This window comes from Phenylobacterium sp. (assembly GCF_035944335.1).
GTDB lineage: Bacteria > Pseudomonadota > Alphaproteobacteria > Caulobacterales > Caulobacteraceae > Phenylobacterium.
This window is the reverse complement of record NZ_DASZBG010000040.1, coordinates 18,822-42,083: the sequence shown is the minus strand read 5'-3', so window position 1 is coordinate 42,083 and position 23,262 is coordinate 18,822. Positions and strand designations below refer to the sequence as shown.

28 protein-coding genes are annotated in these 23,262 nt (G+C 69.0%); 17 read left to right on the top strand and 11 right to left on the bottom strand.

The window, feature by feature from the left end:
* Window positions 1–10 precede the first annotated feature (10 nt).
* Together VGT80_RS07205 and VGT80_RS07200 are read left to right on the top strand one after the other, a co-directional pair.
* The gene (locus tag VGT80_RS07205) at window positions 11–400 is read left to right on the top strand and encodes an AprI/Inh family metalloprotease inhibitor (protein ID WP_327454280.1); all 390 of its coding nucleotides are present in this window, start codon (window positions 11–13) and stop codon (window positions 398–400) included.
* A 115-nt stretch (window positions 401–515) separates the two neighbouring features.
* Window positions 516–1,022 carry an RcnB family protein gene (locus tag VGT80_RS07200; RefSeq protein WP_327454278.1) on the top strand — a complete coding sequence of 169 codons (507 nt, stop codon included), beginning with the start codon at window positions 516–518 and terminating at the stop codon, window positions 1,020–1,022.
* Window positions 1,023–1,077: 55 nt separating this feature from the next.
* On the opposite strand, the gene VGT80_RS07195 is transcribed toward VGT80_RS07200, so the two are convergent.
* Window positions 1,078–2,040, bottom strand: coding sequence for a tetratricopeptide repeat protein (locus tag VGT80_RS07195; protein WP_327454276.1), 963 nt, complete (start codon window positions 2,038–2,040; stop codon window positions 1,078–1,080).
* Between the two features lie 102 nt (window positions 2,041–2,142).
* Between VGT80_RS07195 and VGT80_RS07190 the strand changes: the two genes are divergently transcribed.
* Window positions 2,143–2,325, top strand: a complete 183-nt coding sequence (locus tag VGT80_RS07190; protein WP_327454274.1) for a DUF3606 domain-containing protein — start codon at window positions 2,143–2,145, stop codon at window positions 2,323–2,325.
* Window positions 2,326–2,332: 7 nt separating this feature from the next.
* Here the strand turns inward: VGT80_RS07190 and VGT80_RS07185 are convergent, their stop codons facing one another.
* Window positions 2,333–2,728, bottom strand: a complete 396-nt coding sequence (locus VGT80_RS07185) for a response regulator (protein ID WP_327454272.1) — start codon at window positions 2,726–2,728, stop codon at window positions 2,333–2,335.
* A gap of 250 nt (window positions 2,729–2,978) precedes the next feature.
* On the opposite strand from VGT80_RS07185, the gene VGT80_RS07180 reads away from it, so the two are divergent.
* From VGT80_RS07180 to VGT80_RS07170, 3 genes are read left to right on the top strand one after another with little or no spacing between them, the layout of a single operon-like run.
* A complete protein-coding gene (locus VGT80_RS07180; RefSeq protein WP_327454270.1) occupies window positions 2,979–3,716 on the top strand; it encodes a hypothetical protein in 738 nt (245 codons plus the stop codon).
* A 46-nt stretch (window positions 3,717–3,762) separates the two neighbouring features.
* Window positions 3,763–4,209 carry a hypothetical protein gene (locus VGT80_RS07175; RefSeq protein ID WP_327454268.1) on the top strand — a complete coding sequence of 149 codons (447 nt, stop codon included), beginning with the start codon at window positions 3,763–3,765 and terminating at the stop codon, window positions 4,207–4,209.
* 8 nt (window positions 4,210–4,217) lie between these two features.
* Window positions 4,218–4,670 (top strand): GNAT family N-acetyltransferase, encoded by a 453-nt coding sequence (locus tag VGT80_RS07170; RefSeq protein ID WP_327454266.1) that lies wholly within the window; start codon window positions 4,218–4,220, stop codon window positions 4,668–4,670.
* A gap of 192 nt (window positions 4,671–4,862) precedes the next feature.
* Here the strand turns inward: VGT80_RS07170 and VGT80_RS07165 are convergent, their stop codons facing one another.
* The 9 genes from VGT80_RS07165 to fabD form a co-directional block, all read right to left on the bottom strand.
* The gene (locus tag VGT80_RS07165) at window positions 4,863–5,078 is read right to left on the bottom strand and encodes a hypothetical protein (protein WP_327454264.1); all 216 of its coding nucleotides are present in this window, start codon (window positions 5,076–5,078) and stop codon (window positions 4,863–4,865) included.
* A 71-nt stretch (window positions 5,079–5,149) separates the two neighbouring features.
* Complete coding sequence (locus VGT80_RS07160) at window positions 5,150–6,091, bottom strand: acetamidase/formamidase family protein (protein ID WP_327454262.1); 942 nt, start codon at window positions 6,089–6,091, stop codon at window positions 5,150–5,152.
* Between the two features lie 12 nt (window positions 6,092–6,103).
* Entirely contained in the window at window positions 6,104–6,778 is a 675-nt protein-coding gene (gmk, locus tag VGT80_RS07155) for a guanylate kinase (RefSeq protein WP_327454260.1), read from the bottom strand.
* Window positions 6,768–7,649 carry a YicC/YloC family endoribonuclease gene (locus VGT80_RS07150; RefSeq protein ID WP_327454258.1) on the bottom strand — a complete coding sequence of 294 codons (882 nt, stop codon included), beginning with the start codon at window positions 7,647–7,649 and terminating at the stop codon, window positions 6,768–6,770. The genes gmk and VGT80_RS07150 overlap by 11 nt, the downstream gene beginning before the upstream one ends.
* 202 nt (window positions 7,650–7,851) lie before the next feature.
* Window positions 7,852–8,886 carry an endolytic transglycosylase MltG gene (mltG, locus tag VGT80_RS07145; RefSeq protein WP_327454256.1) on the bottom strand — a complete coding sequence of 345 codons (1,035 nt, stop codon included), beginning with the start codon at window positions 8,884–8,886 and terminating at the stop codon, window positions 7,852–7,854.
* Entirely contained in the window at window positions 8,883–10,163 is a 1,281-nt protein-coding gene (fabF, locus tag VGT80_RS07140; RefSeq protein ID WP_327454254.1) for a beta-ketoacyl-ACP synthase II, read from the bottom strand. Before fabF ends, mltG begins: the two co-directional genes overlap by 4 nt.
* Before the next feature lie 82 nt (window positions 10,164–10,245).
* Window positions 10,246–10,485 carry an acyl carrier protein gene (locus tag VGT80_RS07135; RefSeq protein ID WP_111528945.1) on the bottom strand — a complete coding sequence of 80 codons (240 nt, stop codon included), beginning with the start codon at window positions 10,483–10,485 and terminating at the stop codon, window positions 10,246–10,248.
* A gap of 140 nt (window positions 10,486–10,625) precedes the next feature.
* Window positions 10,626–11,366: a 3-oxoacyl-[acyl-carrier-protein] reductase gene (gene fabG, locus VGT80_RS07130; protein WP_327454248.1), complete on the bottom strand. Its 741-nt coding sequence runs from the start codon at window positions 11,364–11,366 to the stop codon at window positions 10,626–10,628.
* A 10-nt stretch (window positions 11,367–11,376) separates the two neighbouring features.
* On the bottom strand, window positions 11,377–12,321 hold the full coding sequence (fabD, locus tag VGT80_RS07125; RefSeq protein WP_327454246.1) for an ACP S-malonyltransferase: 945 nt from the start codon (window positions 12,319–12,321) through the stop codon (window positions 11,377–11,379).
* Between the two features lie 93 nt (window positions 12,322–12,414).
* Here fabD and VGT80_RS07120 point away from each other — a divergent pair, with 93 nt between their 5' ends.
* The 11 genes from VGT80_RS07120 (at window position 12,415) to rpsR (ending at window position 23,258) form a co-directional block, all read left to right on the top strand.
* Window positions 12,415–13,512, top strand: coding sequence for a zinc-binding dehydrogenase (locus tag VGT80_RS07120; RefSeq protein WP_327454244.1), 1,098 nt, complete (start codon window positions 12,415–12,417; stop codon window positions 13,510–13,512).
* Between the two features lie 521 nt (window positions 13,513–14,033).
* Entirely contained in the window at window positions 14,034–14,546 is a 513-nt protein-coding gene (locus tag VGT80_RS07115) for a DUF4402 domain-containing protein (protein WP_327454243.1), read from the top strand.
* 73 nt (window positions 14,547–14,619) lie between these two features.
* A complete protein-coding gene (locus VGT80_RS07110; protein WP_327454242.1) occupies window positions 14,620–15,132 on the top strand; it encodes a DUF4402 domain-containing protein in 513 nt (170 codons plus the stop codon).
* A 72-nt stretch (window positions 15,133–15,204) separates the two neighbouring features.
* Window positions 15,205–15,759, top strand: coding sequence for a DUF4402 domain-containing protein (locus VGT80_RS07105; protein WP_327454241.1), 555 nt, complete (start codon window positions 15,205–15,207; stop codon window positions 15,757–15,759).
* Complete coding sequence (locus tag VGT80_RS07100; protein ID WP_327454239.1) at window positions 15,759–16,664, top strand: hypothetical protein; 906 nt, start codon at window positions 15,759–15,761, stop codon at window positions 16,662–16,664. The genes VGT80_RS07105 and VGT80_RS07100 overlap by 1 nt, the downstream gene beginning before the upstream one ends.
* A gap of 199 nt (window positions 16,665–16,863) precedes the next feature.
* Complete coding sequence (locus VGT80_RS07095; protein WP_327454237.1) at window positions 16,864–19,482, top strand: hypothetical protein; 2,619 nt, start codon at window positions 16,864–16,866, stop codon at window positions 19,480–19,482.
* Between the two features lie 101 nt (window positions 19,483–19,583).
* The gene (locus VGT80_RS07090) at window positions 19,584–20,537 is read left to right on the top strand and encodes a DUF4402 domain-containing protein (RefSeq protein WP_327454235.1); all 954 of its coding nucleotides are present in this window, start codon (window positions 19,584–19,586) and stop codon (window positions 20,535–20,537) included.
* Between the two features lie 123 nt (window positions 20,538–20,660).
* Window positions 20,661–21,800, top strand: coding sequence for an Ig-like domain-containing protein (locus VGT80_RS07085; protein ID WP_327454233.1), 1,140 nt, complete (start codon window positions 20,661–20,663; stop codon window positions 21,798–21,800).
* 78 nt (window positions 21,801–21,878) lie between these two features.
* The gene (locus VGT80_RS07080) at window positions 21,879–22,418 is read left to right on the top strand and encodes a peroxiredoxin (RefSeq protein ID WP_327454231.1); all 540 of its coding nucleotides are present in this window, start codon (window positions 21,879–21,881) and stop codon (window positions 22,416–22,418) included.
* A gap of 184 nt (window positions 22,419–22,602) precedes the next feature.
* A complete protein-coding gene (gene rpsF / locus VGT80_RS07075; protein ID WP_327454229.1) occupies window positions 22,603–22,965 on the top strand; it encodes a 30S ribosomal protein S6 in 363 nt (120 codons plus the stop codon).
* Window positions 22,966–22,982: 17 nt separating this feature from the next.
* Complete coding sequence (gene rpsR / locus VGT80_RS07070; protein ID WP_327454227.1) at window positions 22,983–23,258, top strand: 30S ribosomal protein S18; 276 nt, start codon at window positions 22,983–22,985, stop codon at window positions 23,256–23,258.
* The last annotated feature ends 4 nt before the right edge of the window (window positions 23,259–23,262 follow it).

Here is a 23,262-nt window from a genome sequence, read left to right as displayed (position 1 = left end):
GAGAACCTGGATGAGACAGCTGATCGTCGCCGCGGCCTTCGCCGCCCTGACCGCCCTGCCGCAGATCGCCGCGGCCGAGGACCATGAGGCCGGTGTGCCGCTGACGCCCGCCGAGGCGGCGGGGGCCTGGACGCTCGACGCCGGAGAGCGGCCGGCCTGCGTGCTGACCCTGGGCGCCCAGAAGGTCGCCGCAGGCTATGCCGTGAAAGCGGGCTCCGATTGCGGCGCCATCCTGCCCGGCGCGCCGGCCGCCTGGCAGCCGACCGCCGACGGCATGCGCTTCGTGGGCGCCGACGGCCAGGCCCTGATCGGCTTCAACCGCTGGAGCAACAGCCTGTTCGTGTCGCACCGCTCGAGCGGCGTCGACGTCCACCTGCGCCGCGGCCCGCCGGGATCCTGAGGCAAGCTTAGCCGCAGGCCCAACAAGGTTTCGCAGCATGAACATCTGCTGACCGCGCCCCGGCCACCGCGTTCAGGAGCCTCCTGTCATAACCACATCAAGACAGGAGCAATCGATGAAACACCTTCTTCTCGGAGCCGCCGCGGCGGCCATGGCGCTGACCGGCTTCGCGGCCTCGGCGCAACCCTACAACGGCGGCTATACCGGCCGCGGCCAAGACCAGCACCAGCGCTGGAACGGCTCGGGCCAGACGCAGACCCGCAGCTGGAACGGCGGCCAGAGCCAATACCGCGGCTATGACAACAACCGTGGCGGCGAGCGCTACGCCCAATCGTACCGCGGTAACGAAGGCCGCTCGACCTATGTCCGGCGCGACCAGCGGATCGACGACTGGCGCGCCTACCACTGGCCGGCGCCGCGGGCCGGCTACGGCTACTACCGCGACGACAACGGCGACGTGGTCACCGCGGCCCTGGCGAGCGGCCTGATCGGCATGGTGCTGGGCAGCGCGCTCTCCAACAGCAACCAGGGCGACTACGGCTACGCCCAGCCCTATGGCTACGCCCAACCCCAGCCGTACGGCTATCAATCCTACGGCTACGCCCGGCCCTACGGTTACTAGTCCGGACGAATGATGCGGGACGCGGCGGCTCCGGCCGCCGCGTCCTTTTGCGGGGTCACTTCGTCTTCGGCTTGTGGACCGGCGCGACCCCCACGGCCTCCTTCAGCCCAGCCTCCGTGTAGATCGCCGCCGCGTCGGCGTCCTTGGCCTTGGCGGCGGCGATGTCGGCCTTGCCGCCGAGGGCGTCGCCCTTCATGGCCTTGGCCAGGCCGCGGCCATAGAGCAGCGAGGCGGTCGGGCCCTGGACCTTGATCGCCGCCTCGAACCGGCTGATGGCCTCGTCCGGCTGGCGCGCCTTCAGATAGGCCACGCCGCGGCCCTCGAGCGCGTCGCCATAGGCGGGATTGAGCTTGATGGCCTGGTCGCAGTCGGCCGCCGCCTCCGGCGCCTTGCCCAGAAACAGGTTCACCCAGCACCGGTTGGTCCAGCGGTTCGGCTTCGAGGCGTCGAGCTTGAGGGCCTGGTCGTAGTCCGGCAGCGCCTTGGCGTACTGATGCAGGTGGCGATAGGCGACGCCGCGGTTGGTGTAGGCCATGCCGTAGGCGGGATTGAGCCGCAGCACCTCGCCGTAGTCGACGATCGCGCGGTCGTACTGGCCGAGGTCGTCATAGGCGGAGCCGCGGTTGTTCAGCGCCCCGATGTAGCCGGGCCGCAGGCGGATCGCCTCGTCATACTCCTGGATGGCCTTGCGGTGATCGTGCTGCTGGTCGTTGTAGAGGATCCCGCGATTGTAGCGGGCCGTCGCATAGGTCGCATCGAGCGAGATGGCCTGGTTGAAATCGGCCAGCGCCTGGTCGTACTCGCGCTTCTTGTAGTGGGCGTTGCCGCGATCGTTGAACTCCACGGCCAGCTGGTTATTCGCCTCATGGCCCGTCTGGATCAGGGCGGTGCAGGCGCCGATGGAGAGGTCCGGGTCCTCGCCGGCGCAGCGCTGGCGGTTGTCGGCGTCGGTCTGGGCGCGGGCGGCGCCGGCCACGGCGAGGCACGCCGCGAGAGTCGCAAGCAGGATCGATTTCATCGTGCAGTCCCCCATTTCGCTGCAAGAACGGCTCGACCATAATCCCGGCGCAGGCCGGCGTCACCGAACGACGATACGCAGGCCCGATGGCAAGGAGCGCCCATGGCCGGCCTGAAGGACAAGCGCGGGTTCATCGACAAGGAGCGGCTGGACCTCACCGAGCGCAAGGCGGTGGAGTACTGGATGAAGCGCTGGGGCGTGACCCGCGATCAGATCACCGCGGCGCACCGCAAGGTCGGGCGGCTGACCAAGGACATCGCCGCCGAGCTCGGCAAGCGCCGCTGAGCTGGCGCTAGGCCTCGCCGAGCGCCTCGCGGACGGCCTGATGCAGCTCGTCCATCGTGAAGGGCTTGGCGATGAAGCCGGCGCCGGGAACCCCGAAGGCCTTGAACGAATCGCGGCCGGTCTGGCCGCTGACGTAGAGGATCGGCAGGTCGGGCGCCATCTGGCGGGCGAAGCGGGCCACGTCGAAGCCGGTGGTGCCGGCGCCCAGGTTCACATCCACCAGCAGCAGTTCGAAGTCGGCCGCCCGGCTGAGCCGGCGATAGGCCTCCTGGTCGGAGCGCACGCACTCCAACTCGAAGCCGATCTCGCCGAGCATTTCGGCGATGAGCTCGCAGATATGGTGCTCGTCGTCGACGACCAGCGCGCGCCGGTTCGTGGAGATATTGCGCGCCGCCGCGGCCATCGAGCCACCCTGAACAACCCGCCGAACAACCTACGGCGCAAAAGTTGGGTTCCCGACTTAGTTGCTGATCTGAGATTTGCAATCGTCTTTTGGGTATGGCGGGGAGAAACGTCGCTCGGTGGAGACTACTAGTTGTGTTTTGTGGAAGCACATCCGGCAAAGTCCCGCTTCGCCGCGGCCGGGCCGACGTGAAGGCCGCATTGCGAACAAGCTTGCCGGCTTGCCTGGCGCCCCACATGACATCGTCCCGATGATCTCTCGCCGAGCCGCCCTTGCGGCCCTCTTCGCCCTGGCCGGCCTGGCCCCGCCCGCCCAGGCGGCGGAGACGATCGGCTATTCGCCCGCCGCCCAGAAGGTGCTGGCCCGTGCGCGGCAAGCGGCCGGCGGGGCGGCCTGGAACCGGCTGCGCGGCTGGCACGAGAGCGGCCGGCAGGGCGGGCTCGCCTACGAGGCCTGGTTCGACCCCCTGCGCTACGGGATGCGTGTGGAGACCCACGAACCCGCGGGCCTCGACGTGCGCGGCTTCAACGGGCCCGGCGACTGGCGGATCACGCCCGCCGGGGAGGTCACGGGCATCGACGTGACCCGCGTGGCCTCCGAGGCGCGGACCCGGGCCTTCTTCGACGGGCACGGCTACTTCTATCCGGGCCGCTTCGATGCGCGGGGCGACTTCCTGGGCGTGAAGAGCTGGCAAGGCCGCAGCTTCGAGGTGGTCAACGTCAAGCCGTGGGGCGGGACGGCGCGCGAGCTGTGGTTCGACCGGCGCAGCCACCTTCTGACCCGCATGGTCGACCGCACGGCGGCCAGGCCCGTGGCCCTGCAGCTCTCCGACTACCGCAAGGTGGGCGAGGTGCGCGTGGCCTTCCGTATCACCCCCGAGCCGGACGGCGGGCCCGCCGCCTTCGCGCTCGCCCGCGAGGTGGAGAGCCTCGACTTCCGCCCCGCCGACCGGGCGATGTTCAGCCTGCCCAGGCGGACCGAGCCTTAAGCCGACGGCGCCCTGGCCCAGGGCGCAGGCGGCGCTATAGTCGGCCATGGTTCGCATCGGCCTCGCCCTCGCCCTCTCCGCCCTGCCCCTTTCCGTCTGGGCCTCCGCCGCCCAGGCTCTGCAGCGGCCGGCGCTTTGTGACGCCCTGTACGGCCTGGCCGACGCCGCCCGGGCGAGCGGCGCGCCGCAGCGGGTCTCGATGCTCGCCGGCCAGACGCGAGCCTGCCGGGCCGATGCGAGCTCGGCGGCGACGCAAGCCTTCTGCGAAGCGGCGGACGGCGACACCGCCGACGCCCTGCCCTGGCGGCTGAAATCCATGTGCCTGGAGACCATGGCCGCCGACCCGCAGGCGACCACGGGCGCCGAGCCCGCCGAGGTCGCGGGGCGCAGGCGCATGACGCGGCTGACCGCCAAGCTCGGCCATGGCGTGCGGCTCGACGTCAGCTACGCCGCGCCGGGCCGCTACGATGTGGTGGTCTGGGCGCCGCGGTAGCGCGGGGCGTGGCCGGGACGATCCGCCAGGCCGGCCTGGGCGACGCCGCGGCGATCGCGGCGCTGACGCGGGCGGCCTATGCCAAATGGGTCCCCCTGATCGGGCGCGAGCCCCTGCCGATGACGGTGGACTATGCCGAGGCGGTGCGGCGGCATCGGTTCGACCTTCTGGAGGCGGAGGGCAGCCTGGCGGCGTTGATTGAGACGACGCCACAGGACGCGGCGCTGCTCATCGTCAATGTCGCCGTGCGCCCGGACGCCCAGGGGCGCGGGTTCGGCGTGCGGCTGCTGAAGCTCGCCGAGGCGCTGGCGGTCGAGGCCGGTTTGCCGGCGATGCGGCTCTACACCAACGCCTTGTTCGCGGAGAACCTCAGGCTCTACGCGTCGCTGGGCTATGGGGTGGAGCGGGAAGAGGCGCTGAACGGCGGGACGGCCGTGCACATGGTCAAGCCGTTGGGCTAGTCGGAGGAGCGGTAGGTCGCCCACTCCCGTGTCATCCCGGTTTGGCGGAGCCAAGACCGGGACCCATTGCGCCGGATGGCGCAGGCGGGGCGGCGGCGGTGCGACCCTGCGAGATCACGACGATCTGGCGCTGGGGGTCCCGGTCTTTCGCTGCGCGAAAACCGGGATGACAATTGGGGGTCCGGGCGCCGGTCAGGCTTCGGGGGGCGACCAGCTGCGCTCTTCGTCGCGCTCGCCGTCGTGGGCGAGTTCGGGGTGGCGGCTGATCAGGGCGACGCGGTCGGTGGCGAGCTTGTCCCAGTGGTCGGCCATGCCCAGCATCAGAGCGCGCTGCTCCTCGGAATCCATGTGGGCGGCCAGATCGCGGCATTCCTTGGCGTGTAAGCGGTACTCGGAGGCTTTCTTCATGGGTGGATAAAGCTCAACTGTGGGCGGGGTTGCAAACCGACGCGCGAACCTAGGAAGCCGGCGCCGCGATCTCAAGCCTCGTCCAGCACCAGGCGCGGGAAGTAGAAGCCGACCACCCAGTTGGGTTGGTCGACGATCTCGCTGATCCTCAGGTCGCCGCAGACCGAGCACAGCATGTAGGCCTCGACCGGCGCCATGCCGGTGCGCTGGGCGAGCAGGTCGACCATGCGGGCGACGGCCTCGCGGGCGGCGGTCATGAGGTCGGGGCCGACGCCGGTGCTGACCTCGTAGCCCTTGGCGTCCAGGTGGCGGGTGACCGGGCCCGGCGTGGTGTAGCGCGGGCTCTCCAGGCGGGCGTCCTTGACCAGGTCGAGGGTGAGGCTCACCGACATGGGGCTCTCGATGGCCGTGCCGCAGATCTCGCCGTCGCCTTGAGCTGCGTGGGTGTCGCCGACGGAGAACAATGCGCCGGCCACCTCGACCGGCAGGTACAGCGTGGTCCCGGCGGAGAGGTCGCGGATGTCGAGGTTGCCGCCGACCCGGCGGGGCGGCACCACCGAATGGACGCCCGGCTCGGCGAGCGCCAGGCCGATGGTGCCGGCGAAGGGCTTCAGCGGCACGCGCCCGACCGGGGAATAGGCCGCCGGGGTCATGGCGACCTTGTCGTAGGTCCAAAGATGCAGCGCGGGGTCGGGGAACTGGTCCGCCAACAGGCCGAAGCCCGGGATATTGGCCGTCCAGCCGAAGCCGGAGGGGGCGAAGGACCCGATGGTGATCTTGACCGCGTCACCCGGCTCCGCGCCGTCGATATAGACCGGGCCGGTGGTGGGGTTGATGCGGGAAAAGTCGAGGGCGGTGACGTCGGCGACGGTGCTCTTGGCGGTGAGCTGCCCGCCGGAGGCGTCGAGGCATTCGAATTCAATGGTGGCGCCGGGCGCGACGGTGAGCGCCGGCGGCAGCGCGTTGTCCCAGCCGACGTGGTGGCAGTCGCCGTGGATGGTGTGGATGGGCATCCGCTAGCCGACCTAAGTCCGCTCCTCGGCCAGCCCCGTCACAAACTCCGGCAACCAGGGGTTGCGCCCCGGCTTCATGCGTTCCGCCCGGTAGATGTGGCCGAGGTCGGCGTAGGCGCGGTCGAAGTTCTTGTTGACGATGACGTAGTCGTACTCGGGCCAGTGGGCGATCTCTTCGCGGCCGCGGTCGAGGCGGAAGTTGATGATTTCTTCGGAGTCCTGGGCCCGGGCGTGCAGGCGGCGCGACAGGTCCGACCAGGAGGGCGGCAGGACGAAGACTCGGACGCTGTCGGCGGGGGCGTGGGCGGCGACCGACTGGGCGCCTTGCCAGTCGATGTCGAAGAGCACGTCCTTGCCCGCGTCGAGGGCGGCCATCACCGGCGCCTTGGGGGTGCCGTAGCGGGCGCGGTGCACCTCGGCCCATTCCAGCAGTTCGCCGGCCTGGACCATGCGTTCGAACTCTTCCTCGGTCTTGAAGAAGTACTCGCGCCCCTCCTCCTCGCCTGGCCGGGGGGCGCGGGTGGTGGCGGAGATGGAGAGGATCAGGTCGGCGTGGTCGGCCACGAGGCGGCGGGAGAGCGATGTCTTGCCGGCGCCCGACGGGCTGGAGACCAGCAGCAGCAGGCCGCGGCGCTGGGTCTCCCAGGGCTTGGCGAAGTCGTCCGTGTGGGCCGGTTCACTCGACATTCTGCACCTGCTCGCGGAACTGATCGATCACGGCTTTGAGGTCGAGGCCGGTCGAGGTCAAGGCGGCCGACGCGGACTTGGAGCACAAGGTGTTGGCCTCGCGCATGAATTCCTGGGTCAGGAAGTCGAGGCGGCGGCCGACGGCGGCTTGCCCCTTCAAGAGCTCGCGGGCTCCACTAACGTGGCCGGCCAGGCGGTCGAGCTCCTCGCGCACATCGGCCTTGGTGGCCATGGCCGCGGCCTCCTGGACGATGCGCTCCTCCGGCGCGTGCTCGCCGATCAGCTCGGCCATTCTGCGAGCGAAGCGCTCCTTGATGGCGGCGGGCTGTTCGCCGGCCTGGGTCTCGGCCTGGGCGACCAGCTCGGCGATCCGGTCGAGGAAACCTGCGAGGATGGCCAGCAGCGCGGTCCCCTCCTCCCGGCGGGCCTTGGCGAGGCTGTCCATGGCGGCGGCCAGCGAGGCGGTCATGGCCGTCTCCAGCTCGGCGCGGGCTTCAGGGTCTTCCACCGCGTCCTCGGTCTCGATGACGCCCTTGAGGGCGAGGAGCCCGTCGAGGCTGGGCGGGCCGGCCTGGCCGGACTTGAGGTAGGGGGCGCCGGCGGCGAGGTAGCGGTCGAGCTGTTCGAGGTTGAGACGGACGGCGGCGGAGCCCTCGGAGCGCTTGGCCTGGACGCCGACGGTAAGCTGGCCGCGCTGGAAACGGGCCTGCGCCTGTTCGCGGGCGGCGCGCTCCAGGGCGTCGAAGCCGGGGGGACCGCGGAAGCGGACCTCGAGGTTGCGGCCGTTGACGGAGCGGGCCTCCACCGCCCAGGACCAGCCGGCCAGCGCGCCTTCGGAACGGCCGAAGCCGGTCATGCCGGAGATGGTCATGCGGCGCCTGCCAGGCTGACTATCGGCGCCCCTTCTCCCCTTGCGGGACAGGGTGTCAGCGAAGCTGACGGAAGAGGCGTCGCGTTCCCCGATGTGCGCGAAAGCCCAACCGCCGCTTGGCGAGGTCTGAGAGACCCCTCTTCCGGCCCGCATTCGCGGACCACCTTCTCCCGCAAGGGGAGAAGGAAGGGCGCTTGATCGCTCATTTGGAACCAGCCCCCGCCGCGGCGGCGTGTCGGCGTTCGATCTCGCGCCATTTGGCGACGTTCTTCTGGTGGTCGGCGAAGGCGCTGGCGAAGGTATGGCCGCCGGTCCCGTTGGCGACGAAATAGAGCTCCTTGGTGTCGGGCGGGTTGAGCACGGCTTCCAGCGACGCCTTGCCGGGGTTGGCGATGGGCGTCGGGGGCAGGCCCGCGATCTTGTAGGTGTTGTAGGGGGTGGCGGCGGCGAGCTCGCTGGCGGTGAGGCCGCGGCCGAGGGGGGCGCCCTTGGAGACGCCATAGATGACGGTGGGATCGCTCTCCAGGCGGATGCCGGCCTTGAGGCGGTTCTCGAACACCGCGGCGATGCGCGGGCGCTCGGCCGGAAGCGCGGTCTCCTTCTCGACGATGGAGGCCAGAGTCACGGCTTCGGCGGGACTGGCGAGCGGCAGGCCGGGCTTGCGCGCGGCCCACAGCCTGTCCAGCAGCGTATCGGCGGCGGCCTTCATGCGGTCCATGACGGCGGCGCGGTTGTCGCCGCGGCGGACCTCGTAGGTCTCGGGCAGGATGGCGCCCTCCGGCGGCGTGGCGGCGAAGCCGGTGAGGACGGGCGAGGCGTTGACCGCGTCGGCGGCCATCTGGCTGGTCCAGCCCTCGGGCACGGTGACGAAGTGGCGGACCACGCGACCGGCCTTCAGGTCGTCGATGACGGCGGCCATGCTCTCGCCCGACCGAATAGCGTACTCGCCGGCCTTGAGGCTGGAGCCGCCGGTGAGCTTGGCCATGACGTCGAACAGGCCCTCCGAGCGGATGACCCCGGCCCGCTTGAGCGCATGGCCGATGCCGGTGACGCCCGCGCCGCGGGGCAGGATCACGGTGGTCGACGTCCCCTGGGCGGCGCCCGGGCCGGGGCCGGCGTAGAGGAAGGCGAACAGGGCGGCGACCAGGATCAGGCCGACGAAGACGATCCCGCTGAACGTGCCGCGCCGGGACAGCGCATAGCCCGTGGATCCGGGCCGTCGGCGCGGCCGGCTCACGACACCTGCTTGAAGATGACCGAGGCGTTGGTGCCGCCGAAGCCGAAGGAATTGGACATGGCGATCTCGATCTTCATGGGCTTGGCCTTGTGCGGCACCAGGTCGATCACCGTCTCCACGTCGGGGTTGTCGAGGTTGATGGTCGGCGGCGCGATCTGGTCGCGGATGGCCAGGATCGAAAACGCGCTCTCGATGGCCCCGGCCGCGCCCAGCAGGTGGCCGGTCATCGACTTGGTGGAGCTCATGGCGGTCTTGCCGGCGGCGTTGCCCAGCAGGCGCTCCACGGCGCCCAGCTCGATGCCGTCGGCCATGGTCGAGGTGCCGTGAGCGTTGACGTAGTCGATCTGGTCGGGCGTGAGGCCGGCGTCCTTGAGGGCCGCCTTCATGGCCCGGAAGCCGCCGTCGCCATCCTCGACCGGGGCGGTGATGTGATAGGCGTCGCCGGAGAGGCCATAGCCCGCCACCTCGGCGTAGATCTTCGCGCCGCGGGCCTTGGCGTGTTCGTACTCTTCCAGCACCAGGATGCCGGCCCCCTCGCCCATGACGAAGCCGTCGCGGTCCCTGTCGTAGGGGCGGCTGGCCTTTTCGGGCGTGGCGTTGAACGAGGTGACCATGGCGCGGCAGGCGACGAAGCCGGCGACGCCCACCGGGCAGATGGCCGCCTCCGCCCCGCCGGCGATCATCACGTCGGCGTCGCCATACTTGATCAGGCGCGCCGCGTCGCCGATGGCGTGGGCGCCGGTGGCGCAGGCGGTGACCACCGCGTGGTTGGGGCCCTTGAAGCCATAGCGGATGGAGACCTGGCCGCTGGCCAGGTTGATCAGGGCCGAGGGGATGAAGAAGGGGCTGACCCGGCGGGGGCCCTTCTCGTGCAGCTCGATGGAGGTCTTCTCGATGGTGGCGAGGCCGCCGATGCCGGAGCCGATCATCACCCCGGTGCGTTCGCGGCTTTCCTCGTCCTCGGGCATCCATCCGGCGTCACGGACCGCCTCGTCGGCGGCGGCGATGGCGTAGAGGATGAAGTCGTCGACGCGGCGCTGGTCCTTCGGCGCCAGCACCTTGTCGGGGTCGAAGGCCGCGGGGTCATCGGCGGTCCCGCCGCCCTGGCCGTCGACGCGGGGCACCTCGCAGGCGACCTCGCAGCCGAAACCCGCCGGATCGAAGCGCGTGATGCGCCCCGCGCCGGACTTGCCGGCCAGGATCTGCGCCCAGCTGTGCTCGGTCCCCAGGCCCAGGGGCGTCAGGAGACCGATACCCGTCACGACAACTCGACGCATGGCGCTCCTCAAACGAAGACCGCCGCGGCTGGGATTTCTCCGAGCGACGCGGCGGCCTGAATTCTACAGCCGAATCAGCCCTTTAGGAGCCGAGGCGCTCCTGGATGAACTTCACGGCGTCACCCACGGTCTGGATGTGCTCGGCCGCGTCGTCCGGGATCTCGATGTCGAACTCCTCCTCGAACGCCATCACCAGCTCGACGTTGTCGAGGCTGTCGGCGCCCAGGTCATCGATGAAGGAGGCCTTCTCGGTGACCTTCTCCGGATCGGCGTCCAGGTGTTCGATAACAATCTTGCGGACGCGCTCTAGGACGTCGGACATCAGTTAGGTCCCTCTAAAAGTTCAGGCTCTGCATCGACGAGCCGGGGCCGTAAGTCAACCGTCCGGATCGGGGCGAAAACCAAGTCGGGGGGCGCGTAGCATGTTCCTCAAAGGCAGGCGAGCCTCAGATGATAGGCCCGCTAGATCATCGCCATCCCGCCGTTCACGTGCAGGGTCTGGCCGGTGACGTAGCCGGCCTCCTGGCTGGCGAGGAAGACGCAGGCCGCCGCGACGTCTGCGCCCTGCCCCAGCCGGCCCGACGGGATGGTGGCGAGGATCTGGGTCTTCTGCTGTTCGGTCAGGGCCTCGGTCATCGGGCTCTCGATGAATCCGGGGGCCACGCAGTTGACGGTGATGCCGCGGGTGGCGACCTCCTGGGCCAGGCTCTTGGAGAAGCCGATCATGCCGGCCTTGGAGGCGGCGTAGTTGGCCTGACCGGGATTGCCCATGACGCCGACCACGGAGGTGATGGCGATGATCCGGCCGTAGCGCCGGCGCATCATGCCCTTGGTGGCGGCGCGCGAGAGGCGGAAGTAGCTCTCCAGATTGACCTTGATGACGCTCTCCCAGTCCTCGTCCTTCATGCGCATCAAGAGGCCGTCCTTGGTGATGCCGGCATTGGCCACCAGGATGTCGAGCGGCTGGCCGGCGGCGGTCTCGGCGGCGTCCACCAGGGCGTCGACCGCCGCGGGATCGGCGAGGTTGGCCGCCACCGCATAGGTCCGCTCGCCGAGCTCGAGGGCCAGGTGCTCGAGCACGTTCTCGCGGGTGCCGGAGAGCACGACATTGGCCCCCTGGGCGTGGAAGGCCCGGGCGATGGCCGAGCCGAGGCCGCCGGTGGCGCCGGTGACGAGCGCGGTCTTGCCGGTGAGGTCGAACATGGGCGCTCCTCTAGACGGACTTGGCGAAGGCTTCGAGGTCGGCCGGCGCGTTGAGCGGGGTGGCCTCAGCGTCGGGGGCGATGCGCTTGGCCATGCCGGAGAGCACCTTGCCGGCCCCGGCCTCGGCGAAGCGGGTGACGCCGCCCTCGCCGGCCAGCCACAGCATGCTCTCGCGCCAGCGGACTCGGCCGGTGACTTGCTCGACCAGCAGCCGGCGGATGACCTCCGGATCGTGGGTGGGCCGGGCCGTGACGTTGGCCACCAGCGGGGCGCGCGGCGAGACGATGGTCGCCTCGGCCAGCGCCCGGGCCATCTCGTCGGCGGCGGGCTGCATCAGGGGGCAGTGGAAGGGGGCCGAGACGTTGAGCGGGATGGCGCGCGCGCCCAGCGCCTTGGCCGCCTCGATGGCCGCATCGACCGCGGCCTTCTCGCCGGAGATGACGACATTGCCGGCGTTGTTGTCATTGGCCACCACGCAAACGCCGATCTTGGCGCCCACGGCGGCGGCCTCCTCGGCCAGCGCCACGTCGGTCTTGGGCCCGATCAGCGAGGCCATGGCGCCGGCCCCCACCGGCACGGCGCGCTGCATGGCCTGGCCGCGCAGCTTCAGGAGCCGGGCGGTGTCGGCGAGGCTGATGGCCCCGGCGGCGGCCAGGGCGGAGTATTCGCCCAGGCTGTGGCCGGCCACGAAGGCGGCCTTGTCGACGCCGATGGCGAACTCGCGCTCAAGCGTGCGCATGACCGCCAGGCTGACGGCCATCAGGGCCGGCTGGGCGTTCTCGGTGAGGGTGAGCTGGTCCTCGGGCCCGTCGCGCATCAGCCGCGACAGGTTCTGGCCCAGGGCCTCGTCCACTTCCTGAAAGACCTCGCGCGCGCTCGCGAAGGCTTCGGCGAGATCGGCGCCCATGCCCACGGCCTGGCTGCCCTGCCCGGGGAAGATGAAGGCGAGGCTCATGAGCGGCTCCGTGGTTCGCAAATCCGAGCGGCGAGGGTTAGGGGATATGATTGGGGTCGGCAAGAAGCTGGTCCTGGCGGCGGAGAGACGGTCATGCGCGCGGTGGTGCGGCGGAACAAACAGCTGGTCTGCGACGAGATCGGTGAGCTCACGCCCGCGCAGGGCCAGGTGCTGGTGAAGACCCTGGCTTGCGGGATCTGCGGCTCGGACCTGCACGCGCTCACTCACATGGAGCACATGATCGAGCTCGGCCGGCGCGGCGGCGGCGGGGACAACGGCTTCGACCCGAGCGCGGACACGGTGTTCGGCCACGAGTTCTGCGCCGAGGTGCTGGAGTTCGGGCCGGGGACGACGCGGGCGCTCAAGGCCGGCGCGCGGGTGGTCAGCATTCCGGTGACCCTGACGCCGGCCGGCGGCGTGGAGGCGCTGGGCTTCTCGAACCGGCTGCCGGGCGGGTTCGCCGAGCGGATGGTGCTGAGCGAGGCGCTCTTGCTGGAGGTCCCCAACGGCCTGCCGACCGACCAGGCCGCGCTGACCGAGCCCTTCGCGGTGGGGGCCCATGCGGTGGCCAAGGCGCGGCTGGACGCGAACTCCGTCGCGCTGGTGGTCGGCTGCGGACCGGTCGGGCTGGCGGTGATCGCCTCGCTGAAGGCGGCGGGCCACGGGCCGGTGATCGCCGCCGACTTCTCGCCGCGCCGGCGGGCGGCGGCGGAGCGGCTGGGCGCCGACATCGTCGTCGATCCGGCCAAGGAGTCGCCACACGACCGCTGGGAGGCGCTGGGCGTGCCGAAACAGCGGGCCGCACAGTCGATGATGCGGATGATGGGCAAGACCTTCGGCCGGCCGGTGGTGTTCGAATGCGTCGGCGCCCCGGGCGTGCTGCAGACTCTTATAGAGAGCGCGCCGGCCGGCGCGCAGATCGTGGTGGCCGGCGTCTGCATGGAGACCGACCGCATCGAACCCTCGATCGCCATCACCAAGGAAGTCGAACTGACCTTCGTGTTCGGCTACACGCCCGAGGAATTCGCCGGGACCCTGCGACACATCGCCGAGGGGGTGATCGACGTTTCCGGCCTGGTGACCGGCGCGGTCGGCCTGGAGGGCGTCGCCCAGGCCTTCACCGACCTCGGCGATCCCGAGGCGCACGTGAAAATCCTCGTGCAGCCGGGGCTTACTCCCCAGATCGGGTAGCGGCGATATGCGGGAGACGGAATGTCGCGGCCCCAAAATCCGCTCGGCGTACCGGAATTTCGATATCCCGTGCCGGATTGAGACAGCGGCGCAACTATTCGTGCCCGTTGGAACCATTATGGCTCAGCTTCGCTATGCTAACCGTCACCGCCAACAACGTGCTCGGATGAAACCGACGCCTTGATCGAAAGGCGGCGACAAGCTGGCACGGGACATGCATCACCGGTCCCAACAGTAACGTCTTGAGAACAACCTGGTCTGACTAAACGCGCTGCACGAGCACTTTGACCTTACACACGCGCCGCCCGAACTATAGTTGCTAACTTCTTACTAACTTGACAGTTGGATAACGGAGTTCTAAACGGCGCATCTAATCACGGGTTAGAAGTGGACCAGTGCAACCAGAAGTTTCGTAAGTGCAACCTGCACTAGTTTGAGACTTTCGGCCAAGATCAAAAGTGTCCGCAAAGACCAAAGCGAATTCCTTCGAGCAACAACAACAATGGGCCCTGGGGGCTAAAATGAACACTTCTCGCAAGCTTCTCCTCGCCGGCGCGACCGCGATTGCGGCCGCCGCCGTGGCCTCCTCGGCCCTGGCGCAGGCGACGTCTTCCGCCTCGGCCACGGCCGCGGTGACCGTCGTCACGCCGATCAACATCGCCGCGACCGGCAGCCTGAACTACGGCCGCGTCGTGCTCGACGGTTCTGCGAACGCCGCCAGCCTGGTCCTGCACACCGGCGACACCAGCCTGGCCAGCCCGACGAACGCCACCGCGGTCGCCGGCACCGCCGTCACCACGCCGACCTTCACCGTGAAGGGCCAACCCGGTCAGCTCTACGACATGGTCGTGACGCCCAGCCTGATCATCGGCGGGTCGAACCGCCTGACGGTCACGGGCGGCTACGGGGTCGGCGCGACCAACCTCACTCTCGCCGGGGCGACCGTGCCCTTGGTCTATACGCTCGCCGTGCCGTCTGGTACGGCGGCCGCCACCTACACTGGCACCGTCACCGTCAGCGTCACCTACGAGTAGTCGGGCGCGCATCCGCACAGCCCAAGTCAAACCCTTCGTCCTTTCAACCCAACCAGCAGCCCTGGGGGCAAACATGAAAACTTCTCGCAAGCTTCTCCTCGCCGGCGTGGCCGCCATGGCCGCCACGGCCATGGCCTCCTCGGCCCTGGCCCAGAACACGTCGACGGCCTCGGTCACCGCCGCGGCGACCGTGATCTCGCCGATCAACATCAGCGCGACCGGCTCGCTGAACTTCGGGCGCGTCGTGCTCGACGGTTCGGCCAATGACGCCAGCCTGGTCCTGCACACGGGCGACACCTCGCTGTCGAGCCCGACGAACGCCACGGCGGTCGCCGGCACCGCGGTCAGCACGCCCGTCTTCACCGTGAAGGGCCAAGCCGGCCAGGCCTACGACATGACCGTGACGCCCAGCCTGGTCATCGGTGGCTCGAATCGCCTGTCGGTGACGGGCGGCTTCGGCACCGGCGCGACCAACCTGACCGTCGCCGGCGTGACCGTTCCCTTCGTCTACACGCTCGCGGTTCCCGCGGGCACGGCGGCCGCCACCTACAACGGCACCGTAACGGTCAGCGTCACCTACGAGTAAGCTAAGACGCGGGGCTGAACGCCAACCGGCGTTCAGCCTTGCGTAACCCGCCCCTGTCTTGAGTGTGAGGGCATGAAACGAGCCATCGTCATCGCGGCGGCCGCTGTGGCCGCGTTTTCCGGTTGCGCCAAGGCGCTGGCCGCCGTGGGCTCGTCGGCGACCGCACCGGTTGGCGTGACCATCGATTCGGCGCCGGCCGGCATCAGCGTGCTCACCCCGCTCAGCCTGCCCACCGTCGCGACGACCGCCATCGTCCCCGCCACCTCGATCTCCGCGGGCACACCGGTGTCCCTGGGGTCCTCGAGCAGCGCCGCGACGAGCGTGGGTTCCTCCGTCGCCAGCAATGCCACGTTAACCATTTACGGCCAGTCTGGCGAAGCTGTATCGATGGCCGTCCCGGCGACGTTTCAGGTCATGCGCAGCGGGGGGACCGAGACCTTGACTGTCAAGACCAACACCAATTCGCAATACGGGCTCGCCGGCAACGGCGTGGTTCTGGGCGGCAGCGTGATGAACGCCGACACGATGAGCGTGAACGTCGGCGGCACAGTCACCCTGGCGTCGAACGACCAAGCCGTGCCCGGGCCGTACGAAGGCCTCCTGGTCGTCGTAGTCCAATACAACTAATGCGCCTCGCCCAGACCACGGCGCTTGCCCTGCTGATCGCCTTCAGCGGGATTTCATCGCGCGCACAACCCGCAGCCCCGGCGCCGGCCCCAACGGCCACCACCGTGGGCGCGAACCTCAACCTCACGCCGAAGCGAATCACGCTCGACAAGGGCCGCCGCTCGGCCACGGTGTACATCTACAACCAGGGCACGGCGCCAGCGACGTTCGACATCGCACTGGTGGACCGAGTGATGACGACGGACGGCCAGATCGTCTCGGTCGCCGAGGCCACCCCGGCCCAGAAGCCCCTCACGGCCGCGTTGAGGTCGGCGAAGGACATCCTGCTGATCTCGCCGCGACGGGCCACCCTGGCCCCCGGCCAGGGACAGACCATCCGCCTGCGAATCGCCAGCGTGCCCCAGGATGCGACCGGCGAGTACCGCAGCCACCTGACCGTCACCACCATCCCGCCGCCCAGCGTCGGGCTGAGCGCCGAGCAGGCGGCGCAAGGCGGGCCGGCCTCGCTGTCGTTCCAGATCACCTCGGTCTTCGGGATCAGCATTCCGGCGATCGTGCGGTTCAGCGACGCCGATGTGCGCGCCGCGATCCAGAACGCCCACATCGAATTCGCGCAGATCTCGCCCGACGGAACCTCGCCGCCGAAACGTACGGCCGTGATGGTCTTCGAGCTGGCGCGGTTGGGCCCCAGCTCGCTGTTCGGCAATGTCCAGATCAAGTCGCTTAGCCAGAGGTCTGGAGACCCCATCGGTCTTGCCCGGGGGGTCGGCGTCTACCCCGAGGTGCCACAACGCACTCTGCGTCTCCCGCTGACCAGGGTTCCGAGCAGCGGCGAAAAGCTGGAGATCACCTTCACAGACGACGACACGTCTCCGGGCAAGCTGCTTGCAAAGTTGGATTTGTAGGCGCCTCGCTTGGATAGCCTGCGCCTTAATAGCCCTCACTGTCGTTAAGCCAGCGGCCGCGGCCGAAGCGGCCGCGCGCCCGCCTCCCAAGGCCGCCGCCTCCACCTGCCTCGTCGAGGCCAATCCCTGCGCCGCTCCGGCGGCCGCGCCGATCCAGCCCACCGCGAAGATCGAGCCGGACGGCCTGCTGCTGTTTTCGATGCAGATCGACGGCGTGACGCTCACCGACGGCCTCGCGGCCTACGGCGCGCCGGACGATCCGCTGCTGCCCATGGGCGAGCTGGGCCGCCTACTCGAATACGATCTCGAAGTCCTGCCGGCCGAGCGGAGGATCGTCGGGCGGCTGGGCGAGGCCCGCACTTCGCTGATCGTGGACCTTGCCACGGGCACGGCCCGGGTCGGCGCCAAGTCCCTCACCGTTTCGGCCGCCGACGTCGCCGTGACCCCGACCGAGATCTATCTGCGGGCCTCGGCCGTGGAGCGGCTCCTGCCCCTGAAGCTGAAGGTCCAGGCCGAGGACCTGGCGATCACCATCAAGCCCGAGGCGCTGATCCCGGTGCAGTCGCGCCTGCAGCGGGTGGCGCGCGAGCAGATGCAGGGCCTGCGCGGGTCCAAGGCCGCCGACGAGATCCTCAAGCTCCCGGCGCCATACCATCTGGTGAGCCTGCCAGCCTTCGACCTGGCGCTGCAGCTGGGCGTGCGCACGGACCAGAAGCCGCATGTGCCGTTCCGCTACGACATCCGCGCCGGCGCCGACGTGCTGTTCACCGACTTCCAGGCCTATGTGGGCTCCAACGAGTCGGGCGTGCCCACGGTCTCGCGCTTCCTCTTCGAGCGGCGGTCGCCGGACGGGACGCTGCTGGGTCCGCTGCACGCCCGGGTGGTCAGCGCGGGCGATGTCTATACCCCCGGCTGGACGCTCGGCCCCCGCAGCATCGCCGGGCGGGGCGTCTCGCTGTCGACGATTCCGCTCGACCAGACCAACATCTTCAACCGCATCGACCTGCGCGGCGAACTGCCCTTGGGCTACGACGTCGAGCTCTACATCAACGACATCCTGCAGAGCGGCCAGAACACGCCCACCAAGGGCCGCTACGAGTTCCTGAACGTCGCCCTGTCGCGCGGCGTCAACGTGATCCGGATCGTCACCTACGGCCCGCACGGGGAGCGCAGCGAAGATACGCGCATCGTCAATGTGGGCGGCGGCCAGCTGGAGCGCGGCGAGTGGCAGTTCGAGTTCGGCGCGGAGCAGCAGGAGGTCTCGGTCCTCAACCTGAAGGATCCGCAGGCGACGGCGTTCGTCAGCCCGGCCCACGGCGGCGTGCGGGCGGTGGGCAACGCCTACTACGGGCTCACCAGCCTGATCACGCTCACCGGCGGCCTGGCCATGGTCCCGGAGACCACCACGAGATCGCGGATCGAATATGCCGCCGGCCTGCGCACCTCGGTCTATGGCTTCCTCACCCAGCTCGACGTCGCCGGCGACGATCACGGGGGGAGCGCCGCGTCGCTGGGCATCGCCGGCCAGGTGTTCGGCGCCTCGGCGACCCTGCGCCAGGTCGAGCTGCAGGGCGGCTTCCAGGACGAAAACGGTCCCGGCGCTGACTTCACGCGGCCGCTGCGCAGCCGAACGGAATTCAGCCTGGACGGCAACGCCGGCCTGCGGGGCCTGGTGATCCCGCTGTCCTTCCGCACGGTGAGGACGGCCTACGGCGACGGATCGGCGACGCTCACCAGCTCCGTCCGCGGCTCGGCCACCACCGGGCCGATCCTGTTCTCCACCGGCTTGGAATACGCCACCACCTATGGGGGGACCGGATCGACCCCCCAGACGCTGAGCGGGTTCTTCGCCGGATCGACCTTCCGCAACTTCTCATGGCAGCTGCGCGGCACCTTGGACTACGACATCCTGCCGACCTTCAAGCCGCGGTCGCTGGCCATCACCGCGGACCACGACGTCAGTTCGAAACTGAGCTTCCGCTTCGGCGTGGGCGAAACCCTCGACAAGCTGCAGGACTTCAACCTGACCGCCTCGGCGGTCATGCGCACCAACGCCGGCGACCTCTCGCTGCTGGCCGACTACAACAACGCCACCCACGGCGTGCAGCTGGGGGCGCAGCTGAACGTCGGGGCCGCCTACAATCCCCAGAAGAAGCGCTATGAGATCACCCGCCCGGGCCCGGGCACGGGTGGATCGGTGCTGTTCCACGCCTTCATCGACAAGAACGGCAACGGCCATTGGGATCCGGGCGAACCCGGGGTGCCGGGGATCATCGTCGAGGGTGGGACGACGCGCGGGACCACCGACGCCTCCGGCCAGGCTTTCCTGACCGGCATCGTGGCCAGCGCCACCGCCCGGCTGGCCGTCGACACCGACGCCGCCGACCTCGGCAGCATGAAGGCGCCGCCCGCGATCGTGCAGATCCGCCCCAGGGCCGGCAATACGATCAACGTGGAATACCCGATGCAGCCCACCAGCGAGTTGCTGGTGCGGATCCTGCTGGCGCGCCCGGACGGCACGAAGGTCGGGGTGTCGGCCGTGCAGGTGCGGCTGGTCTCTACCGACGGCCGGACGGCGGAGGCGCGCAGCGAATTCGACGGGTCGGCCAGCTTCGAGAACCTGACCGCCGGGACCTACAAGCTGGAGCTGGACCCCGACCAGGCCGCGCGGCTGCGGATGACGCTGCTGACCCCGATCACCGTCACGATCAAGGGCGACGGCGGCTTCACGCCCGATGCGACGGCGATGATCGCCTTCGCGCCGCGCCCTGCGGAGGAAACAGACAAACAACCCCCCGAAACGGGGGACAAACGATAGTGTAATAGCAACCACTTTCGTGTAGATAGCTCTCGACAATGTTGCGACGACTTTTCCGAGAAACGTCCCAGAGGGCAATACAACTCGCGTTGGCCGGGTTGTTGATACTCGTCTGCGTAGTATTCCCCAATTCGAGTATAGCGTCGAACCCCGCCATCTACACGGTAGGGCTGAGTTCCGGTCGTCCCGCGTTCGGCAATCTGGTCGGCTCGACCAGCGGGACGGCGACCTTCACCGAGACGCCCGCGGGGGTCATCACCGCCTCGAACGGGGGCGACTTCGATCCTCACGCGGCGAGCCGCACGGTCAGCGCCCAGACCATCACGGTCAATTGCGGCACCGGTAACAACTGCGGCAACCAGAACGTCCGGATCCAGGTGACCCTCGGGACCCTGACCGGGCGCATCACCTCGGCCACCATGACGGCCACCATGGGCACCGCGATCCTGGTGAGCGGCACGACCAGCGGGAGCGCCCTGGACTTCACGATCAAGCCGATCGGCAAGAGCTCGTCGAAGAATTTCACGCTGGGCTTCACGATCAACGCCTCCCAGGCGGGCACGGTCAGCGCCTCGACCGCGCCCTACACGATCATCGCTTCGGGGGGCGTCGCGGACACGTCCGGCAGCAACGCCACCTCGGCCTCGGCGGCGATCTACAAGGGCCTGTCCCTGGGCTCGACCCAGAACCTCGATTTCGGCAGCATCGTCGTGGGCGCCAGCAGCGGAACCGTGGCCCTCAACGCGCTCGGCACCACGCGCGCCGCGACCGGCGGGGTCACGCTGGTGAAGTCCCAGGCGTCCAATCCGGTGCTGCCGGCCCTGTTCAGCATCTCCGGGGAGACCGGGACCAACGTCACGGTGAGCTTCACCACCGATTCCCTCACCGGCCCCGGAACCACCATGACCTTCGCGGCCAACAGCACGGTGGTGGGCGTCGTCACCCTGGGCTCGAGCGCCACGCCGGTCACGGTGGGCGGCACGGTCACCGTCAACGCCAGCCAGACGCCCGGCGTCTACAACGGCATGGTGCACATGACGGTAAGCTACAACTAACGACGGGCCTGGCGTGGAGTTTGCTGCGTCGGGTTTCGAACAAGCGGTGCAGTTCGTCGCAAACGGCAAGGTTGAGCCAAAATGACGCAACCTGTACCATACCGGGTTATTGAGGGACTCTAGATGCCGACCGCCACCGCCGACACGGCGTCCACGTCACAGGACACGCCGGTCATCATCAATGTGCTCGCCAACGACGGCGCGAACCTGCATGTCACCGGCGTGACCATCGACCCGGCCGTCGGCACGGCCGTGGTCAACGCCGACAACACCATCACCTTCACCCCCAACAAGAGCTACGACAGCCTGTCGCTGGGGGAAAACGCGCTGGCCAGCTTCCAGTACACCGTGGCCGACCCAACGGGGGCGACCGCCACGGGGAGCGTCGGCGTGACGGTCAATGGGACGAACGACGCCCCGGTGGCGGTCAACGACACCGCCTCGGTCAACGATGGCCAGTCGGTCACCATCAATGTGCTGGCCAACGACAGCGACGTCGACCACCTCCACGTCCTGAACGTGCTGAGCTTCACCCAGCCGGCGTCCGGCGCCAGCGTGGCGTTCAGCAACGGCCAGTTTGTCTACACCGCCAATGCGGCGAGCTTCGACAACATCGGCTTCGGCCAGCACGTCACCGACACCTTCACCTATACGATCGTCGACGACTGGGGCGCGACCAGCACCGCCACCGTCACGGTGACGGTGGGCGGCAACGCGGTGCCCGGGGAGACCCTGTGCGGCACGAACCATGACCAGGTGCTCACCGGCGGCGCCGGCGGCGACCTGATCATCGGCGGCAACGGCAAGGACACCCTGAGCGGCGGCGGCGGGGCCGACACCCTGATCGGCGGCAATGGCAACGACCTGGTGCAGGGCGGCGACGGCAACGACCGGCTGTTTGGCGGCGGCTTCAGCTTCTTCCCGTTCGGCAAGGGCGATGACGGCCACGGCGATGACGGCGGCGACGGCGGCAAGGACACGCTGAACGGCGGCGCCGGCGACGACACCCTGAGCGGCGGCAACGGCCCCGACCGCTATGTCTTCGACGATCACTTCGGCCACGACCTGATCACCAACTTCGACCCGCACAACGACAAGATCCAGATCAACCACAACGAGCTGGGCAGCTATGGCGACCTGTTGAGCCATGCGAGCCAGGTGGGGTTCAACGTGGTGATCACCACCGACGAGGGCGACGCCACCATCACCCTGGCGTTCACCAGCCTTCGCGACCTGAAGTCCAGCGACTTCCTGTTCGTCTAGAGTTGCGCGGCAAGGCCGGTTGACGGCGGCGCGGCCAGGACGTGTAAGGTCCCCCCGCACGGTTTTCGGGAGGATCACATGAAGACATATGTCGCGCTGGCTGCGCTCGCAGCCCTCATCGCCACGCCGGCCCTGGCCACCCTGAAGCCGGGCGACAAGGCCCCCGATTTCAGCGCGCCCGCCTATCTGGCCGGCAAGCCCTTCACCTTCAAGCTGGCCGACGCCCTGAAGAAGGGGCCCGTGGTGGTCTACTTCTTCCCGGCGGCGCATACCTCGGGCTGCAACCTCGAGGCTCACCTGTTTTCCGAGGCCATCGACCAGTTCAAGGCCCAGAAGACCACGGTGATCGGCGTCACCGCCGGCAACGTCGACCAGCTGGCCGACTTCTCGAAAGAGACCGAGCATTGCGGCGGCAAGTTCGCCGTGGCGGCCGACGCCAACACCGCGATCGCCAAGCAGTACGACACCGTGCTGGTCAAGAAGCCCGACTGGTCGGGCCGCACCTCCTATGTGGTCGCCAAGGACGGCAAGATCGTCCACGTCTACGACAACCTGAACCCGAGCGACCACGTCACCGAGACGCTGGCGGCGGTGAAGACGCTGAACGGCGCCAAGTAGACCCTGAACTAAGTCCTTGCCGGGCGGGCGGATTTCGCTTATCTGCCCGCCTCTTCACGGAAGGCGGTCTCACGCGGACCTCGATCTGAGCCGGGACCCTCCCGGCCGCCGCGCCTGAGAGCCATCGTGTCCGGCGGACCTTCCGCCCCGGGCGCGCCGCCTTCCCAACCGGAAGAAGGAAACTATGGCGCTCTACGAACACGTCGTGATCTCGCGGCAGGATATTTCGCCGCAACAGGCCGAAGCCCTCAACGAAACCCTGAAGGCCCTCATCGAAGGCGGCGGCGGGACCGTCGCCAAGATCGAGTACTGGGGTCTGCGCAACCTGTCCTACCGGATCAAGAAGAACCGCAAGGGGCACTACTCCCTGCTCTCCATCGACGCCCCGGCCGACGCCGTGAAGGAGATGGAGCGCCAGCTCAGCCTCAACGAGGACGTCCTGCGGCACCTGACGGTGCGCGTCGACGAACTGGACCTGGAGCTGTCGCCCGTTCTCGCCCGCCGCGATCGCGACCGCGAACGCCGCGACGACGCCCCGCAATTCTAGGAAAGGAGGATCTCGACATGACCGACGAAACCACAGTCGCCCCGGCCGCCGGGGCCTCCGCCAGCGGCGGCCGCCGCCCGTTCTTCCGCCGCCGCAAGGTGTGCCCGTTCTCCGGCGCCAACGCCCCGAAGATCGACTACAAGGACGTCAAGCTTCTGCAGCGCTACGTCTCCGAGCGCGGCAAGATCGTGCCGTCGCGGATCACCGCGGTGTCGGCCCTGAAGCAGCGCGAACTGGCCAAGGCCATCAAGCGCGCCCGCTTCCTGGCCCTCCTCCCCTACGTCGTGAAGTAAGGGA

Coding starts and splice junctions, on each gene's coding strand:
- VGT80_RS07190 (WP_327454274.1), top strand. CDS start 2,143: ATGGCCGGCCTGAAGGACAAGCGCGGGTTCATCGACAAGGAGCGGCTG.
- rpsF (WP_327454229.1), top strand. CDS start 22,603: ATGGCGCTCTACGAACACGTCGTGATCTCGCGGCAGGATATTTCGCCG.
- VGT80_RS07150 (WP_327454258.1), bottom strand. CDS start 7,649: ATGACCATCTCCGGCATGACCGGCTTCGGCCGTTCCGAAGGCGCGCTG.
- VGT80_RS07195 (WP_327454276.1), bottom strand. CDS start 2,040: ATGAAATCGATCCTGCTTGCGACTCTCGCGGCGTGCCTCGCCGTGGCC.
- VGT80_RS07100 (WP_327454239.1), top strand. CDS start 15,759: ATGCGCCTCGCCCAGACCACGGCGCTTGCCCTGCTGATCGCCTTCAGC.
- VGT80_RS07085 (WP_327454233.1), top strand. CDS start 20,661: ATGCCGACCGCCACCGCCGACACGGCGTCCACGTCACAGGACACGCCG.
- VGT80_RS07205 (WP_327454280.1), top strand. CDS start 11: ATGAGACAGCTGATCGTCGCCGCGGCCTTCGCCGCCCTGACCGCCCTG.
- VGT80_RS07115 (WP_327454243.1), top strand. CDS start 14,034: ATGAACACTTCTCGCAAGCTTCTCCTCGCCGGCGCGACCGCGATTGCG.
- VGT80_RS07095 (WP_327454237.1), top strand. CDS start 16,864: ATGCAGATCGACGGCGTGACGCTCACCGACGGCCTCGCGGCCTACGGC.
- fabD (WP_327454246.1), bottom strand. CDS start 12,321: ATGAGCCTCGCCTTCATCTTCCCCGGGCAGGGCAGCCAGGCCGTGGGC.
- gmk (WP_327454260.1), bottom strand. CDS start 6,778: ATGTCGAGTGAACCGGCCCACACGGACGACTTCGCCAAGCCCTGGGAG.
- VGT80_RS07135 (WP_111528945.1), bottom strand. CDS start 10,485: ATGTCCGACGTCCTAGAGCGCGTCCGCAAGATTGTTATCGAACACCTG.
- fabF (WP_327454254.1), bottom strand. CDS start 10,163: ATGCGTCGAGTTGTCGTGACGGGTATCGGTCTCCTGACGCCCCTGGGC.
- VGT80_RS07080 (WP_327454231.1), top strand. CDS start 21,879: ATGAAGACATATGTCGCGCTGGCTGCGCTCGCAGCCCTCATCGCCACG.
- VGT80_RS07105 (WP_327454241.1), top strand. CDS start 15,205: ATGAAACGAGCCATCGTCATCGCGGCGGCCGCTGTGGCCGCGTTTTCC.
- VGT80_RS07120 (WP_327454244.1), top strand. CDS start 12,415: ATGCGCGCGGTGGTGCGGCGGAACAAACAGCTGGTCTGCGACGAGATC.
- VGT80_RS07110 (WP_327454242.1), top strand. CDS start 14,620: ATGAAAACTTCTCGCAAGCTTCTCCTCGCCGGCGTGGCCGCCATGGCC.
- fabG (WP_327454248.1), bottom strand. CDS start 11,366: ATGTTCGACCTCACCGGCAAGACCGCGCTCGTCACCGGCGCCACCGGC.
- rpsR (WP_327454227.1), top strand. CDS start 22,983: ATGACCGACGAAACCACAGTCGCCCCGGCCGCCGGGGCCTCCGCCAGC.
- VGT80_RS07180 (WP_327454270.1), top strand. CDS start 2,979: ATGATCTCTCGCCGAGCCGCCCTTGCGGCCCTCTTCGCCCTGGCCGGC.
- VGT80_RS07175 (WP_327454268.1), top strand. CDS start 3,763: ATGGTTCGCATCGGCCTCGCCCTCGCCCTCTCCGCCCTGCCCCTTTCC.
- VGT80_RS07165 (WP_327454264.1), bottom strand. CDS start 5,078: ATGAAGAAAGCCTCCGAGTACCGCTTACACGCCAAGGAATGCCGCGAT.
- VGT80_RS07185 (WP_327454272.1), bottom strand. CDS start 2,728: ATGGCCGCGGCGGCGCGCAATATCTCCACGAACCGGCGCGCGCTGGTC.
- VGT80_RS07160 (WP_327454262.1), bottom strand. CDS start 6,091: ATGCCCATCCACACCATCCACGGCGACTGCCACCACGTCGGCTGGGAC.
- VGT80_RS07200 (WP_327454278.1), top strand. CDS start 516: ATGAAACACCTTCTTCTCGGAGCCGCCGCGGCGGCCATGGCGCTGACC.